This is a genomic window from Staphylococcus durrellii (genome assembly GCF_015594545.1).
Lineage (GTDB): Bacteria > Bacillota > Bacilli > Staphylococcales > Staphylococcaceae > Staphylococcus > Staphylococcus durrellii.
The window spans coordinates 260124-277170 of record NZ_JADIIO010000001.1 but is presented as its reverse complement, the minus strand read 5'-3'; the positions used below and the strand labels follow the sequence as shown (position 1 = coordinate 277170).

Here is a 17047-nt window from a genome sequence, read left to right as displayed (position 1 = left end):
AATAACGTCTGACTTATTTATTTTTCTCTGCTTGTTAATTTTGAACTATCTATTGTCACTAAAAAATCGACAAAGCCTTATCATCTCTGTCGATTTTATATGTTATTAATTATTAGATTGCTCAGGATGACGACTAGCTAGTCGCTCTTTTTCTAAGTATTCATCTTCTCCGATGATACCCGCTCTTCTATCGATATCTTCTAGCTTTCTAGCTTTCGGTATACATAAAATGTAAGCAAAGATGACTGCTAGTATTCCTGCACTAAACTTACCAATCATAACTGCAGGTATCAGTGTAGGCTGGAAGTTAGCTGTATATGACAAGTGGTCTCCTAGGAGAAATGCCGAACACACACCAAAAGCAATATTGATCACCTTATCTTTGGGTGGCATATCTTTAACTAATTTAAACATAGCTAAAATATTTGCGACAGTTGCTATTATACCTGCACTCCCTACTTCGCTTAACCCAATTTTACTACCAATCTTCGTCAAACCATTAGAGAAGTATTTACGAATTAAATAAACCATCGGAAATGCGCCAGATAACATAATAGCAATGTTACCAGCATTTTCTAGTGCCCTAAAGTTATCTTTTTTATCTGCCATAATAGGATCAAAGCCCCAAACACCAAAGACATTAGTGAAGAATCCTGTAAAGATTTGTACTACTGAAAAAACAAATACAAGTTTGATGCAAACATCTAAAACCTTTCCAAAAATTATAAATATTTTAATCATAATGTCTGAGAAGAAATATAAACCAATGGCAGTAATTACTACAAAAATAATTAAAGGTAATAAATTTACAAATACTGTAGAAAGACTAATGGAGAACACGTGTGTAGCAGCACCAGTTGTTTCTACGACAGTACGCACTTTCATATGACTCATCAATATAATAAAAGTTGAAATAAACACACCAAACGGTATAGCTAATAGCCCTGATAGGATACCTAAAGCCATGTATTTATGGTCTCGTTTATCTAACATCGGTAAACCTAAAGGTATAGAAAAGACAATCGTTGCCCCAGCCATAAAACCAACAATCATCGCCATAATCCAACCTTCATAACTATGTTTTAAAACATCCGCTAATTGATAACCACCCATGTCAGTTGCCAATATCGAAGTAGCTGCTATAGCTGGGTCAGCGCCAATCTTGTTGAATAGTGGTCCAAAGACATTTTCTATAAATTTTGAGATAAATGGAATAGAGGCCATAATGCCAGCAGAGTTTGCAAAAATTGGTCCAATGGTGAAAATACCTTCCATAAATTCTTTTCCGACCCCTATTTCAGGATTACGTATGGCACCAAACGCTCCAATCACTGCACAAATCATAATGATATATATAATTACCGTACCTATATGTTCCATGATAATTTCCCCCTTTTATTGACCTCATAGAAAGCAAAAAGATGCCTATTTGATTTACAAATAAGCACCTTTGCTCGTTACTATACACTTGTTTAGTAATTAAAACTATGAACCTAATTGTTCAATCACCTTTATGGCAATTTGTTCGATATTCGTATGATAATTCATACTAAGTTTCCTCAGTTTCTTATATGCAGCTTCTTCACTCATGTTTTGCCTATGCATCAACAAGCCCTTCGCTTTTTCTATTTGTTTGCGTTGTTCGATTGCTTCATAGGATTTAGTGACTTGTTGCTTTAAATTGCGCATTTGTTGAGATTGCGCCATTGCAATCTCAACAGCTGGCAATAATTGCGATTCTGAAATGGGTTTAATAATATAGCCAACAATATTAGACTGTTTAGCCTCTTGAATAAATTCAGCTTGACTGTATGCTGTTAGTATTAAAATAGGAGTATCGAATCTTTTACTAATAATTTTACTTGCTTTCAAACCATCTAATTTAGGCATTTTAATATCCATAATAATCAAATCTGGCTGTTTCTTTTCCGTATATTCAATTGCCTTTTCCCCATTACCCACGGCTGCAACAACATCGTATTTTGCCTCTTTCAGTGTCTCGACAATATCTAGCCTTACAATGGATTCGTCCTCAACGACCATAATTTTGTTCATATTCAATTACTCCCCTTTATATTGAAATACGAGTTGTGCAAGTGTGCCTATATCATTTTGTATAATGTTAAAATAACCGTCTAAGTCATTTTCGGCAATTGTATTTACAATATTTAAACCAAATGAACTTGGATAATGATTATCCCCAATACCATTATCTTGAACCTTTAACCTATATGTTGTTTGTACTTGATCATAAGATAGAGAGACAAATATGCTGCCCTTTGAAGACTGCTTGAATGCATGTTGTAAACTATTAGTAATCAATTCATTCGCAATTAAAGCTACAGATATTGCTAAGTGTGAAGGTATATATAATTGCTTATCAATGTCATAACTAATATCGACTACTTGTTCTGCAGTTTCGCTATATACGAGTGCATTACCAATCTTTTCGATTAAAGTAGCAATATTAACCTGATCAGAATGTGATTCACTCAAAATAACTTCGTATACTGAGGCAATACATAAGATACGATTCAAGCTTTCTTGAAAATAATGTTTACTTTCATCCGGTATACCCATCCTCATTTGTAACCTTAGTAAACTTGCAACGGTTTGTAAGTTGTTTTTGACACGATGATGCACTTCTCGTATTGCGACCGTTTTAGATATTAAAGCTTTTTCTTTTTCTTTGGTATCAGATATATCTTTTAACATCATCAAGTATCCCGTCAATTGTTGGTCAGTAAACAACTTAACGCACTTGATTTGAAAGTATTTATTTTGTATCGCTCTATTTTCAATTACTATAACTCTGTCATCGTTCAATATGTAATCGAAGTCTGGAAAAATATTTAAAATCGATATATTTAAATCACACTGCTTATCGGTCAAATCTTGAACTATTTTTTCACCTTTTAAATTATAATATTGAACAATAAATGAAGTGTCTAGATAAAACAACGCTTCTTCAATCATGTCTGGGACAAATATTTGTTCGCTGCTCGGATATTTAAATAATTCACTTATCGTTTCAGTTGCTCTCGAGAAAACATGTAATTTCTCTTCATTTTCAATTTGTCTCGTTATATCTTTCTCCATAATTAATGCGCCTATAACAGTATCATTCACTTTAATTGGCGTCACGTTTTGTTCAACTACTTGTCCTTCTTGCGTTACCGCTTTATGATGATGAACATCTTTTTCGATTTTTAAAGAACGAAATACGGCTGGTTCAAACTTTTCATACACATTTTGTGTTAGTACTGAATTTTGATATAAGTTTGCTTCATTCGATGGAACAGCCTCAGCTACGACGACTAGATGATTTGCTTCTTTTGAAAAGCAATCAATAAATACATATGACCTATTTAAATCTGCAATGCGTTGTAGTTGAGCCGCTAATTGTGCAATATTTTCTATTTCTTCACTTGATAAAGTCGTGTAGTTCTTACAAATGGTTGTAACATTTTCAATGATCTATCATCCCCATCATGATGTGCGAATATTTTGATAATTATATTTTATATGTAACAATTATCTATTTTTGTCTTACTCATGTCAATTATAAATAAAAGATTACATTTGACTTAAAAATTTATATTTTATATTAATTATTATTATAATCTTCGCCCTCATTGTAATTGTTAAAATAGTTAATTAAGCTTTCTTTAGTAACTTTAACAATCGGCAGCAAGTCGGTTTGAGTTAAATAACATAAACCTATCTTACGTTGCGCATTGTATTTATTTATAGGTATTTGAGTAAGGTTCGGTAACTGTATATTTTTTAATTTTGGTAAAATAGAAATACCCAAACCGGCACTAACAAAGCTCGCAATCGTTAATGTTTCATCACTTTCGAAGTTAATTTCTACATTGATACCATGATCACTAAAAATTCGATCGACTTGTTCACGCAAAACAAAGTTTTCTTTTAATAAAATAAATCGCTCATCCACTAAATCGGCAACATTTAAACTTTGTGCCTGAGCTAAATTATGGTTGCTATTGAGTGTGATAAACAATTGTTCCTGTAATAATGGAATAAAGCAAACACTTTTACTAGCAGGAGTAACCATTGTAATTGCTATATCAATGTCTCCATTTTCTAATTTAGAAATTAGCCCCTTAGCATCGTCTTGTAAAAGTTTCACCCTGATATTAGGATAGTCCGCATTAAATGTTTTTAGGAAGTCTGATAAATATGTTGGTCCTACAGAATGTAAAAAACCTAACGTTATGTCTCCATTCAACATATCGATAGATTGAGTCACTTTACTTTTAAACATTTCCATTTCTTGAGTAATAGTATTAACCGTTACTAAAAATTCCTTTCCATGTTTATTTAATTTTAATGATCTCCCCACCCTATTAAATAACGGACTACCTACTTCTTCCTCTAAATGCTTAATCGCACGACTAAGCGCGGACTGACTGACATTTAATTGTTTGGCTGATAATGATACATTTTGTAACTTCGCTAACAATTTAAAATATTCTAAATGGTGCCATTCCACATTCAAGCCCTCCTTATGCGTTTAACGCATTAATGATATGAAAATTATGCATTTCATTTATTAGTATTTACATGCTAACATAAAATCATTAATTAAAAGAGAGGTATTTCACCAATGCAAAATATTTCAAACAGTTTTGTAGAAAAAGGGACACCCGCGTATTTAAAAGTAAACGTTGCTTTATTTATTGCTGGTTTTACCATCTTTTCGATTTTATATAGTGTTCAACCATTGATACCTCACTTTACAAAAACTTTCCATGTAGATAAGACTACTGCTAGCTTGCCCCTATCTACTACGACATTAACATTAGCTTTTGCTATGTTATTTTTTGGTGCTATTTCTGAAGTTGTAGGACGTAAACCTGTCATGATTTTTTCAGTTATATCTGTATCATTATTAGCCATTGTCCAGCCCTTCATTACTGACTTCAATGCATTTCTTGCTATTAGATTACTACAAGGGGTTTGTTTGGCTGGTCTACCATCAATAGCAATGGCTTATATTGGAGAGGAAATATCACCTCATAATTTGCCAGAAGCTATGGGCATTTATATTGGTGGTAATGCATTTGGCGGTGCGTTTGGTCGTATATTCACAGGATATATTTCTAGTGTCTTTGATTATCAAACTGGTTTATTATCAATAGCTGTTCTCAGCGTTATAGCAGCACTCTTATTTACGATGCTATTGCCTAAATCACAACATTTCGAACGTCAAAAATTTTCATTTAGAGAACTCATTATGAGTTACTGGAGTCATTTACGAAATATTAGACTACTGAAACCGTTTATGCTTGGCTTTTTATTTTTAGGAAGTAATATAGCGGCATTTAATTATATTTCTTTTGAATTAAAATCTGCTCCATATCATTTACACCCGAGCATTATTAGTTTCGTTTATCTATTATTTTTAATAGGTATGCTTTCTTCTATGTTAAACGCAAAGTTACGTGAAAAACTAGGCTCGATTAATGCCTTGAAGTTTAGTATTTTAATGTTAACAATTGGTATATGTGTGACGTTGTTGCCGTTTTTAACATTTAAAATTATTGGTTTAGCTATTAGTATTTATGCCTTTTTTAGTGGACATGCTATCGCTAGCGCGGTAGTAGCAAGACGCTCTGAACACCACAACGCACAAGCTTCCAGTCTTTATTTATTATTCTATTACATGGGTTCTTCTGTCGGAGGTACATTGGCTGGTTATTTTTATAGCTTAATTTATTGGCCAGGTGTCGTATTAATGATTGTAATGTTTATGGTTATCGCATTTATTATTTCGTTAACGATTAGGGCAAGATGATAGGATATATTTTAAAAAAAAGTCAATCAATGCGTAAGAAATATAAACGTGTTGATTGGCTTCTTTTTATTCTAATACTATCCAGCAATATTTTTAGTCTGAATAATTTATTATCATACAAAAAGCCACTTTCATTTCTCTATTAATAGACAAATAAAAATGGCTTATGTTTATTATTACTACGTGAATTAATAGCACTTAGCATATAGATAGTCGCTAATTATTCTTTGTTAAATTGTTGTGCTAAATCATTATTTAATTTAAAAACAATGATACGTTCACCTGTACGCGCACTTAAGTCTGTATGTACGCTTTTGACTGTTTCGCCAGTTAGTTGCAAAATGATATCTTTTAAATCCTCTGCACCCGATTCGACTAATTTAGAACGTGTTCTTTTAATGGATAGTAAACCTTCCTGCGTTTCACATACATTATATTCTGCTGGTGTTAGTACACCTTGCAAATCGACGATAATCATATCTCTTACGATATCTGTTTTTACTGACAATGAGCCTCTACCTAGATATTCTTTTTCCCATTGCGTAATTGCTTTACTAATGTCAGATTCGCAAGCACCCTTTGTTAATGGCATTTAGCAACAACTCCTATAACTATAAAAACTTATGATATTATATGTAACTTTATTATACATGTTCAATCATGAAATGTATAAACAATGCATCAAGTAATCTGTTGTTACCAATGTTTCCATATGCCATCATTACCTATACTTGCTAATTGCAGCCAACCATTTGTAACTTTTTGTTTAAAGTCACTGTTGCTTGATAATAATTGTTCAATATACGAATCAGGTGCTTGAACGACAATTAATAATCTTAATGGTGCGTGGTATGCTTCGAAGTCCGATTTCATAACAGATTGCCAAGGCAAGCCTGTTAATAAATCACTGGCGTTTCCTTGCATGACACCAATACCACCAGTAATAGTTTGAGTCGTTTTACTCCCACTACCATAGTAATGTGGTGCTACAGTCGAAGCATAATATTGTAAGTTAATCCACTGTGCTACCGTAGCAGGCCCTGCAATAATATTACCTAAAATCGATCCGTCGCTATCTTGTCGCCAATCATAATTGTGCAAGAAGGCTCTGCCCTCTAAATCTTTATTTTGTGTCAGTTTACGTGGCGCGATAATAAATGACGCATTACGTGCTAGCCCCCATTCAGGGCGCACTTCACTCCAATCGTTTGCTAACCGATATGCCTCTTCTTCAGGATTACTGATATTATTTTTTAACGTCGGCAAAGTTAACATGCGTTGTGTATTAGCTTGTTTACTTACCTTTGGCATAACCTGTTCAATATGCTCGTATGCAGCTTTTGCTTCGCGTGATAACGTTGGTAAATATATCCACGCCAAATTGTCTACAGAAGTATTGTGTTCGGCAGCTGTAAATACCGTTTCTACGGGTATATTAACGCCTAAATTTTGGAGACCTGTTCTTACATCTGGCAAATTACATAACATCGCTAGCACTTTGGCGTTAAACCCACTAGCTGCACCACCACAAGCACCACAATCTAAAGATGAAGCATAAGGATTATTTGCACTCTGACTACCGTGACCACAAAAAACGACTAATGGTGCAAAATACTCTGTTAAGCCCATCAGTTTTAATGCTTGATGTGCATAGTCAATTTGTTCTTGTGTTGAAAATCCTACTGGCAAACCTTCTTCAACACCAAACTTATCATTAGAAAGTGTTAAAGATGTTTTCGGTTTTTGTAAACAACGAGAATAAAATTTATGAATACATCGTCCAATAGGTCGTGGTAAAAATGTGCGTGATAACATTTGTACACTTAACCAAGAACCTGTTAATTCAGGTAATAACAAGCTAGGCAATACATTTTGTTTCATCTTCTTAAATGTATATATTAACGCGCTAATTGAATTTTTCCGTTCATGATATGTTTTCATTTCATGAGGACGTGCATATTCTTTAATTTTATGTTGCGGTGTATTCATAACTGGTAATGAAGCGTGACTATGATCACTGCCTAACTTAGCACTAGCGATCGGCAGTCCATAAAAACCAGCAATTCCAATTGTTTCGAACGGTCCTGCATTTTCCAATTGACTACGAAATTGCTCAGAACGAACATCGATACAAAAAGCCAATTGCGCCTCAGTTTTAGCGCCGCTTTCATCTTGGTCACTCGTTAATAGTTGCTCTTTTAAGCGGGCTTCATAAGTTTCTTCCCATGCTTCTAACCAAATGTGTCGTTGTGTTTTGCTATCAAATTCTAAAGCAAATTTTAAATATTCTTGTTGTTGCTCTAACGTCAATTGTTGCCAGCCAACAATTGTTAGCTCACCCCAGTGACACCATTCACCTACTAATGTTTCCAATGAACGTTGTGGTATGGGCCGTGTTGTTTCCACTGGCAAATAAGGTTTAATAAATGACCATTCTAGTGCTAATCGAATCGCTAAATATTCTGTAATTAAGTACGACTTTTTATGAGTTTGCTCCATTCGCCATAACAACATACCTGCCCATCCAGGTAAAGCTAACAAATGACTTTCTAGATAGCCTTGTCTTGATGTTTCAGGAATATCTAATAATGTTAGCGTTTCAGCAATCATTTCATGTGGCTCGTTAGGTAATGAAGCTAAGGTTTGACGCTCGGCTTTAGATAATGCAGGGTCATGGATGACTAATTTTTTCCAGGCATAAAAGAATCCTTGTTCTCGATTTGGTAACGTCCAACTAGACTGGTTATCATCGAGATATAATTTGCACCATTTTATGACATGGTAATCAAGCAATTGTAAATAAGTATGTGGGTTTTTATATTTGATATGTTTACTTCTAGGCGGCATGGAGCGCACTATTTGTGCTTCGTCCATTAAATTATCTAATGCCACATCTTCAATTTGGCTATGCTGGATTTTTTTAATGATATTTTTCGGTAATGGGTCAAACTTCATTACATTTGTGCAATAACGATACGCTTCTTCTAAAGGTAACGTACGATTATTGTCATCTAACCACTGCTTTAATTTTTGTTCTAAAATAGTATCACTTATTTCTCCATCGCGATAAGCTTGCATTATTGTTTTAGTACCAGGGTAAATATCGACATCTCTCGTATTATCTAACCATCTAGCAACCTGTTTAAAGTCCTTATCTTCTAATTTTACCCATGGATGACGGGCAGCAAAAATAGAAATCGGAGACAATGGTACTATGACATTACTAGCACTATCTATTAACTGAGCAATGTCAGTTTCATTTAGAAATGTTTGAGTTGTTTGAGTTTGAGTTTTCGTTGAAACCATATTGTTGTCTCCTTTACGATAAGAATTTTTTCAAATAATTCGGATGTCGTTCAATAGCTTGAGTCTTAGCGTCACCAATATGAACTAGCCATAAATATATTTTGACAAATGTTTTAGATGATCGATGACGCGCCACCCATGTACTTGCGATACTACCAAGCATTAAAATAATTACAACTGCGATAAAGACGAAGATGGAAGGCTGATTTTGATGAATAGTTATGCCTTCTAACCAACTATAGAAATAATGATGTACACCTAAATAAACGATACCGATAATAACTAGCGCACTTAACCCAATCAAACGACCGACAACACCTTCACCAAAAGCGACAAGTTGTGTCCACGATACCGATAATGACCATGCTAATATGAGTGCACTTACAATACCATATCCTTGTTCATGTGTAGTGAACCAAAAAGCCACAGCTAATGCACAAGCAAGTAGCCTTCCTAAAACTATCCAAACATAAGATAAACGTTCTCGAGCTCTCGCTGGTACATCAAAATGTTGTACTGCTGAACCTGATCTTAAAAACAAAGTGGCTTTAAATAAGCCATGCAATATTAAATGTATAATTGCTGCTATATAAGCCCCTAAAGCACATTGAATTAACATAAAGCCCATTTGTCCCATCGTTGAACCTACGAGCTGGCGTTTATAGTCTACGTGTACCAAGCTAATGCCTGAGCCAATTAATACCGAAATGCATGCAATAATGATTAAAATAATTGCAGCAATATCACTTGTAAATAATGGAGAAAAGCGCGTAAGCATAACACCACCGGCATTAACGATACCCGCATGCATAATTGCTGAGACTGGTGTTGGAGCAGCTACAGATTCGATAAGCCATCGTTGAAATGGCCATTGAGCCGCTGGAACAATAACTGCTAAAATAATTAAAATAGATAAAGCAAAATACTCCCAACCTGTGATTAATGCCAAATTAGACTCCGTTAACACGGTTGAAAATTTCCATTCGCCTGTGATGAAATAGCACCACAATACAACTATACCTAATGCTAGCCACCCTAAAAAGAAATAGCGCGCTGTTACTTTAGCAGCTGTTTTTGTTACTTTCCATCGTCCGTTTAAACGCATTAATAACGTTAAACACACTAAAGTTAGTCCCCAAAATAAAGTCATTAGACGTAAATCATCACTTAACCAAGCGATAGAGGCAAAACTGCTTACACCTTGAAACAGAACAAAGTACTTTCTATAGTTAAAATCACCTTTTAAATATTGCATAGAAAATCTTTGAATAATCAAACCAATAACTAGTACAAAAAATGCCATCAACCATGCCAATATATCAAAGTGAAATGGCCCCATTAATATACTTTGCCGCGTTTGTATAAGTGCTACAAAAGATACAATAATCGGTAATGCACCTATTATTAAATGAAAATGTATGTATGATAATGGCACGCGCGTATTAATAAATAAAAGCCCACTAACGCTTGCTATGATAAGCGTAATGATAAATATTAGCATGAGCGTAGACAACGCAGTAGATGTGAACATAAGCTTGTCTCCTTTAATAGTAAATTCGTCATTGTTGGTTTCTTTTCTCTCATAATAAAAATAAAAAGAAGCCGACAATTAGCAATAAATGGGAATCATCTATTACAATTGTCGGCTTCATTACAACTTGAGTATGAAAAAGTGGAACTAGCCTTTATTAGCTTATCGACATACAATACCAATTTATTTATATAAATCAGTTATATAGTGTGTTCGATTTCTATGTGACTACTGTTCATTAGTATTTCTTAACTCATTTTGTGTTGCTGCCTTATGTAATTAAACTTAAATGTATTATAATAAGTAAATTGAACATATGATTTTGACGACTTCTTCATTCAATCAATAAAGTTTATTAATTGTCTGCTAAAGCTTCACTCTCACTATCCAATTGTTAATGTCATATTTAATCAGAATAACAATAATTTATAATTTATTAAGTAAAAAGTCAAGTTTAGCTCTTTTGATAGTTCACTTATGATCATAAAAAAAGCAACGCCACAGATTAAAGAACAGCTGTAGCGTCACTTTCTTGCTTAACTTTGTATATATAGAACTTAGAATAATCCTGTAGGATTTTCATCATAGCTAACAAGTAAGTTTTTAGTTTGTTGATAGTGTTCTAACATCATAAGATGATTTTCACGACCAATACCGCTCATTTTATAACCACCGAACGCAGCGTGTGCAGGATATGTGTGATAGTTATTCACCCATACACGACCAGCTTGAATACCTCTGCCGATACGATATGCAGTGTTTTGACTTCTAGTCCAAATACCAGCGCCTAAGCCATACATTGTGTCGTTAGCCATTTCTAATGCTTCATCGTTATCTTTAAATGTTGCTACTGATAGTACTGGCCCAAAAATTTCTTCTTGGAAAATACGCATATTTTGAGTACCTTTAAAAATTGTTGGTTCAATATAAAAGCCATTACCTAATTCATCATCTTCTTCTCTAATGCCACCACCAACTAATACTTCTGCACCTTCTTCTTTACCAATATTTAAATATTTTTTAATTTTTTCTTGCTGTTCATTAGAAGTTTGAGCACCAACCATTGTACTGTCATCTAGTGGATTACCAAATTTAATTTTATTCACTTTATCAATACATAATTTAATAAAATCTTCGTAAATATCTTCATGAATTAATGCACGTGAAGGACAAGTACATACTTCACCTTGGTTTAATGCGAACATGACTAAACCTTCAACAGCTTTCTCTAGGTACGCATCATCTTCATCCATTATATCTTTGAAGAAAACATTTGGTGATTTACCACCTAGTTCTAGCGTAACAGGAATAATATTGTCACTAGCATTTTTCATAATTGTTTTACCAGTTGTTGTTTCACCAGTAAATGCAACTTTGTTAATATCTTTATGTGTTGCTAATGCTTCACCTGTTTCGGCACCAAAACCATTAACAACATTCAATAAGCCTTCTGGTAATATATCAGCGATAAGTTCAACCAAGTGTAAAACTGAAACCGGAGTTTGCTCTGCTGGTTTTAACACGACGGCATTACCAGTTACTAATGCAGGTGCAATTTTCCAAGTTGCCATTAGTAATGGGAAGTTCCATGGAATAATTTGACCAACTACTCCTAAAGGTTCTTTATAGTGATAAGCTACAGTATCATTATCAATTTGTGAAATGCCACCTTCTTCAGCACGAATTACACCTGCGAAATATCTGAAATGATCCACGACTAAAGGTAAGTCAGCCGCTAAACATTCTCTAATAGGTTTACCATTATCAAAAGTTTCAACAACAGCTAAGTATTCTAAATTTTCTTCAACGCGGTCCGCAATATCTAATAGTAACTGTGAACGTTCAGCTAATGATTTTTTGCCCCATTCAGCTTGTGCTTTATGCGCCGCCTCAACAGCCTTATCAACATCCGCTTTAGTAGAGCGTGGTACTTCTGAATACTTTTCACCAGTAATCGGTGAAATATTATCGAAGTAATTCCCTTCTTTAGGTGCTACCCATTGGCCACCTATAAAGTTCTCATACTTTGATTTTACTTTGTATTGTGCATTTTGTTCTGTTGGATTTTGAAAGATCATTAACATTACCTCCTTTTTTTGAATTTTACCCTTTTTCAAAAAATGTAAGCGCTTTTAAAACATCTTAATATAATTTTTTTATTTATATTTTACCTGATCAACTGATGTTAATGCGCTTTAAATTAATAAATATGCCAATATCGATACACAAACCGATACACATATCATTATTAATAATGGTTTAAATGCTTTATCTTTTACGTCTTGTAAATTAACGTTTAAACCTAACCCTACCATAGCAGCAGTTAACAGCCATGTTGTAACTTGAGAAATGCTAGACATTACGCCATGTGGTAATGTAATAACCTTACCAAGTACATATGTTGCTATAACACTCATTAATATAAAGCCAATTAGAAACCATGGAAACTGAATACGCGTATTTTCATCTTTATTATTTCTTTGATTTTTCTTCTTCATATATACCAGAAATATAAATGCTAAAGGCACAAGTAAAAATACACGTCCCAATTTTGCCAACATGGCTATTGCTATCGTGTGATCTCCTAATGGTCCTGCCGCAATTGCAACATGCGCAATCTCATGCAAACTACTACCAGACCATATACCATATTGCTGATTACTTATTGGTAGTAAAGGTTGTAATAACGTATAACCAATTCCAAAAATAGTACCTACTAATGCGACTAATCCTACACTAATCGCAGTATCTTCATCTTTAGATTTAACGATTGGAGCTATTGCTGCTATTGCTGCCGCTCCACATACGCCAGTACCTATCCCAAGTAATAATGTAATCATTTTATCTGTTTTAAAAATGTTCGATAATATAATCATTGCTAAAATGGCAAATGCAATAATAACAGCATCTTTAACGATTAACATTAATCCATGGTGCAGTATCGCATCGACGTTTAATTTTAAGCCATACAAAATTATCGCTAAACGTAATAATTTTTGTTGCGTAAAAACAATTCCTTGTTTGAGCTGATTAGGGTAACCAAATATTTGTCGATAAATTACCGCCAATAAAATAGCGCATGCCAATTGTCCGATATGATCTAGCCCAGGGATTAACGACAATAAAAATCCTAGTCCCGCAATGATAAAAGTAAATATGACTCCTAACATAAAATTCTTAGTTAAGTTTTGTCCATCTCGTTTAGTGTCTGTCATAATAATGCCTCCCGTCATCCACAAGCATATGATGACACTATACATAAGTAAAATTATTTATTATAATACCTATAATAAGTAAATACTTATAGAAGAAAGTAGGCGTTTAAAATAGATCAATATTTAACTGTTTTTATCACTGTAGCTGAAAAACAAAGTTTCTCCCGTGCTGCCGAGGTCCATCTTATGACTCAGCCAGCCGTATCTCAATACATACGCACGCTAGAAGAACGCATGGGGATTAAGTTATTAGAGCGTAGTAATAAATATGTCTATTTAAGTAAAGCTGGCGAGATTGTGTATTCATACGCTAAAGAAATCATGGCACTTTATGACAATATGCGCGATCAAGTTAATGATTTAAGCCAATCGCCTAGTGGAGAATTAAAGATTGGTGCAAGTTATACGTTTGGAGAATATGTGTTGCCACATGTCATTTCACAAACGCTTCATTATTATCCTGATATTAAACCAAATGTAACGATTGATAATACAGAAGAAATCATGCATTTAGTAGAAACCCGACAATTAGACATAGGTATTATTGAAGGTAAGGTCAGTCATAAATCTATTAAGAAAACCATTTTCGCAGAAGATTCTATGGTTATTGTCGCTAGCCCTAGCCACCCATTAGCTCAATTATCTTATGTAACGACAGAACAATTAGCATTACAAAACTGGATAGTACGTGAACACGGTTCTGGTACTCGTGAAGCTATGGACAAAGTATTCAAGTTATTAGCTATCGAACCACATAAATTATTGCACTATAGCAGTACGCAGCCAATAAAAACATCAGTAGAATCTGGAATAGGCTTAAGCGTTTTATCTACTTGGGCCATAAAAAAAGAATTAGCGCGTAACGAGCTAATAATTATTAATACCGAGAAGTTACCGCTCCAACGTTCATTCGCTTATTTAGAACACTCATCTTTGAGAACAAAGGCATTACAAGCATTCATCGATATTATGCAACAACACGTCGATCAACTGTAATGGCTATTACTATATATAGTTATTACTTGATATGAATGTCGTATTGGTTTAACGAATCAACAAAACAATTAATGCAATGAACCAAATGTATTTAATAATACGACGCCCAAAATGATAAGAAAAATTGAAATAACACTTATTAAATTAATTTGTTCTCTAAAAACAATGACTGATATTATTGTTGTCAAAACAAGTCCTAAACCTGCCCATGTTGCATAAGTAATATTTAAAGGCAAATTTTGTAAAGTTTTACTTAAGAAAAAGAAACATAATACAAATGATATTAAAGTTGCTATAGTTGGAACTAATTTACTAAAACCCTCTGAAGATTTAAGAAATGCACTACCAACCACTTCTAAAACTATCGCTAAAATTAAAAATAAATAAGACATGAATATTCTCCTTGTGTAAAAAGTGTGATACTGAATAGTTTACGCGACTTTTAAACAATAAACAGACTTGAAATTTTATCATAATTTGCGAGGTGTTGATTTTAGCGGTTCGAAAATTTTCAAATGAACTACGTATTACATCGGTATAAACAAAGACGGCATACATCGACTGACATTATAAAACCCCTTCACTATTTTCATAGTGAGGGGGTTATCTAAATTGAGACATATATTGATGCGCTGTAACGCCGTAACGATATTTAAAACATTTGTTTAAGTGTGTTAAATCTACGAAACCGCATTCTGTGATAGCCCAATAGACATCTTTATACGTTTCTATAATGCGCTTTGCCATTTCAACTTTATAATTAATATAGTATTGATATGGTGTAATACCACATTGACGTTTAAAGAAACGAATGAATTGATATTTAGACATTTCGAGATGATGTGCAATATCATCAATATTAAGCTTATCGGTTAATTGTTTTTTTATTATTTCTTGAGCTAACGTTAATTTATTATTGTCATTTTGTGTAAACAGATGTGTATTATCAACTTGTAAACTATCGACCAATGTTATAAATAAGCTATTACAAATATCATCCGTTTCACCATTAAAGATTGCAGCAGTAAGTCGTAAAATATTATGTTTAATTGTTTCGTCATAAATAGTAGGTTTTGCAAATTGATAGAGATGTTTTAAATTCGTAGCTTCTAGTAATTGTTCAGGTTTAATGTACAACATGACGTATTCCAGAATTTGATTATTATATGCCCTACCATCATGATTTTCTTCAGGATTAAAAAACATAACACCGTTACTGTGATTCAATATAAAATCATTTTTTAAGTTATAGGCTTGAATACCATGTAAAGTGACGCCGATAGCATATTCTTGGTGGTCGTGTGTTTTGTACATAAAGTCATCTAATTTTGCATGCAGTGCAGTAATATTAATCGCATTTTTAAATGTAAATTCATTCATAGCTACACATCCTTAGTACATAATTAGATCCAAACCATAATTGCCGCATAAAATAAAAATAAGGCCATCACTATATTCATGCCTAATTCGTGACGTCTGAGAAAATTTTGTAATAATGATCCAAAAATAAGCCACAAACTAAAAGCAAACATTGCGATAATCGAAGTTACGAATATGTATATAGTAATCATCGTAACTGATTTATAATATACAAGCACAAATGTTGGTATTACAGTCATTGTAAAAGTTATTACTTTAGGGTTTAAAAATTGTAACTTAAACCCTGATTTAAAAGTGCCGATATTAGCGTCACCTTTTGCGTTATGGTGTTTCTTAAATAACATGTAAATCAAGTATAACATGTATATACTGCCAATCACTTTCATAATAATTAGTAGATTAGGCATTATGGACACTAAAAAAGTATTTAAAATTGCCGAGAAAATTAATAGTGTAAAAAAGCCTGCCGATGCACCATAAGTGTATCTTAACCCTGCCTTAGTCCCTTTATTTTTTATAGCATTTAAAATATCAATATTCGTAGGACCAGGCGTTGCAGTAATGACTATAGTATATAAAAAGTAAGATAAAACATTCATCTTTTTCACTACCTAACTCATTATTTTTATATCGTTATTTCAGTTTATATAAACCTTTTAACTTCTGATAGTACAAAATTGCAGACATTAAAAAATATTTTAAATTAGCATGTGCAAAAGATAGTTGCATTATGTAACTTACCTTATATTTACCATATTAATAGAAAACGACAATTTCTATTGAATTGAAATAGAAATT

General features: G+C 33.4%; 14 protein-coding genes. 2 read left to right on the top strand and 12 right to left on the bottom strand.

What is annotated here, in order from left to right:
• Positions 1 to 105: 105 nt before the first annotated feature.
• From eutH to ISP02_RS01145, 4 genes are all read right to left on the bottom strand, one after another.
• The gene (gene eutH / locus ISP02_RS01160) at positions 106 to 1380 is read right to left on the bottom strand and encodes an ethanolamine utilization protein EutH (protein ID WP_195719839.1); all 1275 of its coding nucleotides are present in this window, start codon (positions 1378 to 1380) and stop codon (positions 106 to 108) included.
• Positions 1381 to 1485: 105 nt separating this feature from the next.
• The gene (locus ISP02_RS01155) at positions 1486 to 2055 is read right to left on the bottom strand and encodes an ANTAR domain-containing response regulator (protein WP_195719838.1); all 570 of its coding nucleotides are present in this window, start codon (positions 2053 to 2055) and stop codon (positions 1486 to 1488) included.
• A 6-nt stretch (positions 2056 to 2061) separates the two neighbouring features.
• Positions 2062 to 3456: a histidine kinase N-terminal domain-containing protein gene (locus ISP02_RS13170; RefSeq protein WP_195721803.1), complete on the bottom strand. Its 1395-nt coding sequence runs from the start codon at positions 3454 to 3456 to the stop codon at positions 2062 to 2064.
• A gap of 151 nt (positions 3457 to 3607) precedes the next feature.
• The gene (locus ISP02_RS01145) at positions 3608 to 4516 is read right to left on the bottom strand and encodes a LysR family transcriptional regulator (protein WP_195719837.1); all 909 of its coding nucleotides are present in this window, start codon (positions 4514 to 4516) and stop codon (positions 3608 to 3610) included.
• Positions 4517 to 4630: 114 nt separating this feature from the next.
• Between ISP02_RS01145 and ISP02_RS01140 the strand changes: the two genes are divergently transcribed.
• Positions 4631 to 5821, top strand: a complete 1191-nt coding sequence (locus ISP02_RS01140) for an MFS transporter (RefSeq protein ID WP_195719836.1) — start codon at positions 4631 to 4633, stop codon at positions 5819 to 5821.
• A gap of 220 nt (positions 5822 to 6041) precedes the next feature.
• Here the strand turns inward: ISP02_RS01140 and ISP02_RS01135 are convergent, their stop codons facing one another.
• The 5 genes from ISP02_RS01135 to ISP02_RS01115 form a co-directional block, all read right to left on the bottom strand.
• Entirely contained in the window at positions 6042 to 6413 is a 372-nt protein-coding gene (locus ISP02_RS01135) for a DUF2294 domain-containing protein (RefSeq protein ID WP_195719835.1), read from the bottom strand.
• Positions 6414 to 6517: 104 nt separating this feature from the next.
• A complete protein-coding gene (locus ISP02_RS01130) occupies positions 6518 to 9127 on the bottom strand; it encodes a DUF2309 domain-containing protein (protein WP_195719834.1) in 2610 nt (869 codons plus the stop codon).
• A gap of 13 nt (positions 9128 to 9140) precedes the next feature.
• Complete coding sequence (locus ISP02_RS01125) at positions 9141 to 10658, bottom strand: NADH dehydrogenase subunit 5 (RefSeq protein ID WP_195719833.1); 1518 nt, start codon at positions 10656 to 10658, stop codon at positions 9141 to 9143.
• 557 nt (positions 10659 to 11215) lie between these two features.
• Positions 11216 to 12736, bottom strand: a complete 1521-nt coding sequence (gene exaC / locus ISP02_RS01120) for an acetaldehyde dehydrogenase ExaC (protein WP_195719832.1) — start codon at positions 12734 to 12736, stop codon at positions 11216 to 11218.
• Between the two features lie 117 nt (positions 12737 to 12853).
• The gene (locus ISP02_RS01115) at positions 12854 to 13873 is read right to left on the bottom strand and encodes a YeiH family protein (RefSeq protein WP_195719831.1); all 1020 of its coding nucleotides are present in this window, start codon (positions 13871 to 13873) and stop codon (positions 12854 to 12856) included.
• 111 nt (positions 13874 to 13984) lie between these two features.
• Here ISP02_RS01115 and ISP02_RS01110 point away from each other — a divergent pair, with 111 nt between their 5' ends.
• A complete protein-coding gene (locus ISP02_RS01110; protein ID WP_195721802.1) occupies positions 13985 to 14869 on the top strand; it encodes a LysR family transcriptional regulator in 885 nt (294 codons plus the stop codon).
• 68 nt (positions 14870 to 14937) lie between these two features.
• On the opposite strand, the gene qac is transcribed toward ISP02_RS01110, so the two are convergent.
• The 3 genes from qac to ISP02_RS01095 all read right to left on the bottom strand — a co-directional run bounded on the left by qac (position 14938) and on the right by ISP02_RS01095 (position 16848).
• The gene (gene qac, locus ISP02_RS01105; protein WP_195719830.1) at positions 14938 to 15261 is read right to left on the bottom strand and encodes a QacCGHJ group quaternary ammonium compound efflux SMR transporter; all 324 of its coding nucleotides are present in this window, start codon (positions 15259 to 15261) and stop codon (positions 14938 to 14940) included.
• Positions 15262 to 15472: 211 nt separating this feature from the next.
• Positions 15473 to 16249, bottom strand: coding sequence for an AraC family transcriptional regulator (locus ISP02_RS01100; RefSeq protein WP_195719829.1), 777 nt, complete (start codon positions 16247 to 16249; stop codon positions 15473 to 15475).
• A gap of 23 nt (positions 16250 to 16272) precedes the next feature.
• Positions 16273 to 16848, bottom strand: a complete 576-nt coding sequence (locus ISP02_RS01095; protein WP_195721801.1) for a LysE family translocator — start codon at positions 16846 to 16848, stop codon at positions 16273 to 16275.
• Between the last annotated feature and the right edge of the window lie 199 nt (positions 16849 to 17047).

Coding starts and splice junctions, on each gene's coding strand:
- eutH (WP_195719839.1), bottom strand. CDS start 1,380: ATGGAACATATAGGTACGGTAATTATATATATCATTATGATTTGTGCA.
- ISP02_RS01095 (WP_195721801.1), bottom strand. CDS start 16,848: ATGAATGTTTTATCTTACTTTTTATATACTATAGTCATTACTGCAACG.
- ISP02_RS01100 (WP_195719829.1), bottom strand. CDS start 16,249: ATGAATGAATTTACATTTAAAAATGCGATTAATATTACTGCACTGCAT.
- exaC (WP_195719832.1), bottom strand. CDS start 12,736: ATGATCTTTCAAAATCCAACAGAACAAAATGCACAATACAAAGTAAAA.
- ISP02_RS01115 (WP_195719831.1), bottom strand. CDS start 13,873: ATGACAGACACTAAACGAGATGGACAAAACTTAACTAAGAATTTTATG.
- ISP02_RS01155 (WP_195719838.1), bottom strand. CDS start 2,055: ATGAACAAAATTATGGTCGTTGAGGACGAATCCATTGTAAGGCTAGAT.
- ISP02_RS01140 (WP_195719836.1), top strand. CDS start 4,631: ATGCAAAATATTTCAAACAGTTTTGTAGAAAAAGGGACACCCGCGTAT.
- ISP02_RS01125 (WP_195719833.1), bottom strand. CDS start 10,658: ATGTTCACATCTACTGCGTTGTCTACGCTCATGCTAATATTTATCATT.
- ISP02_RS01130 (WP_195719834.1), bottom strand. CDS start 9,127: ATGGTTTCAACGAAAACTCAAACTCAAACAACTCAAACATTTCTAAAT.
- qac (WP_195719830.1), bottom strand. CDS start 15,261: ATGTCTTATTTATTTTTAATTTTAGCGATAGTTTTAGAAGTGGTTGGT.
- ISP02_RS01135 (WP_195719835.1), bottom strand. CDS start 6,413: ATGCCATTAACAAAGGGTGCTTGCGAATCTGACATTAGTAAAGCAATT.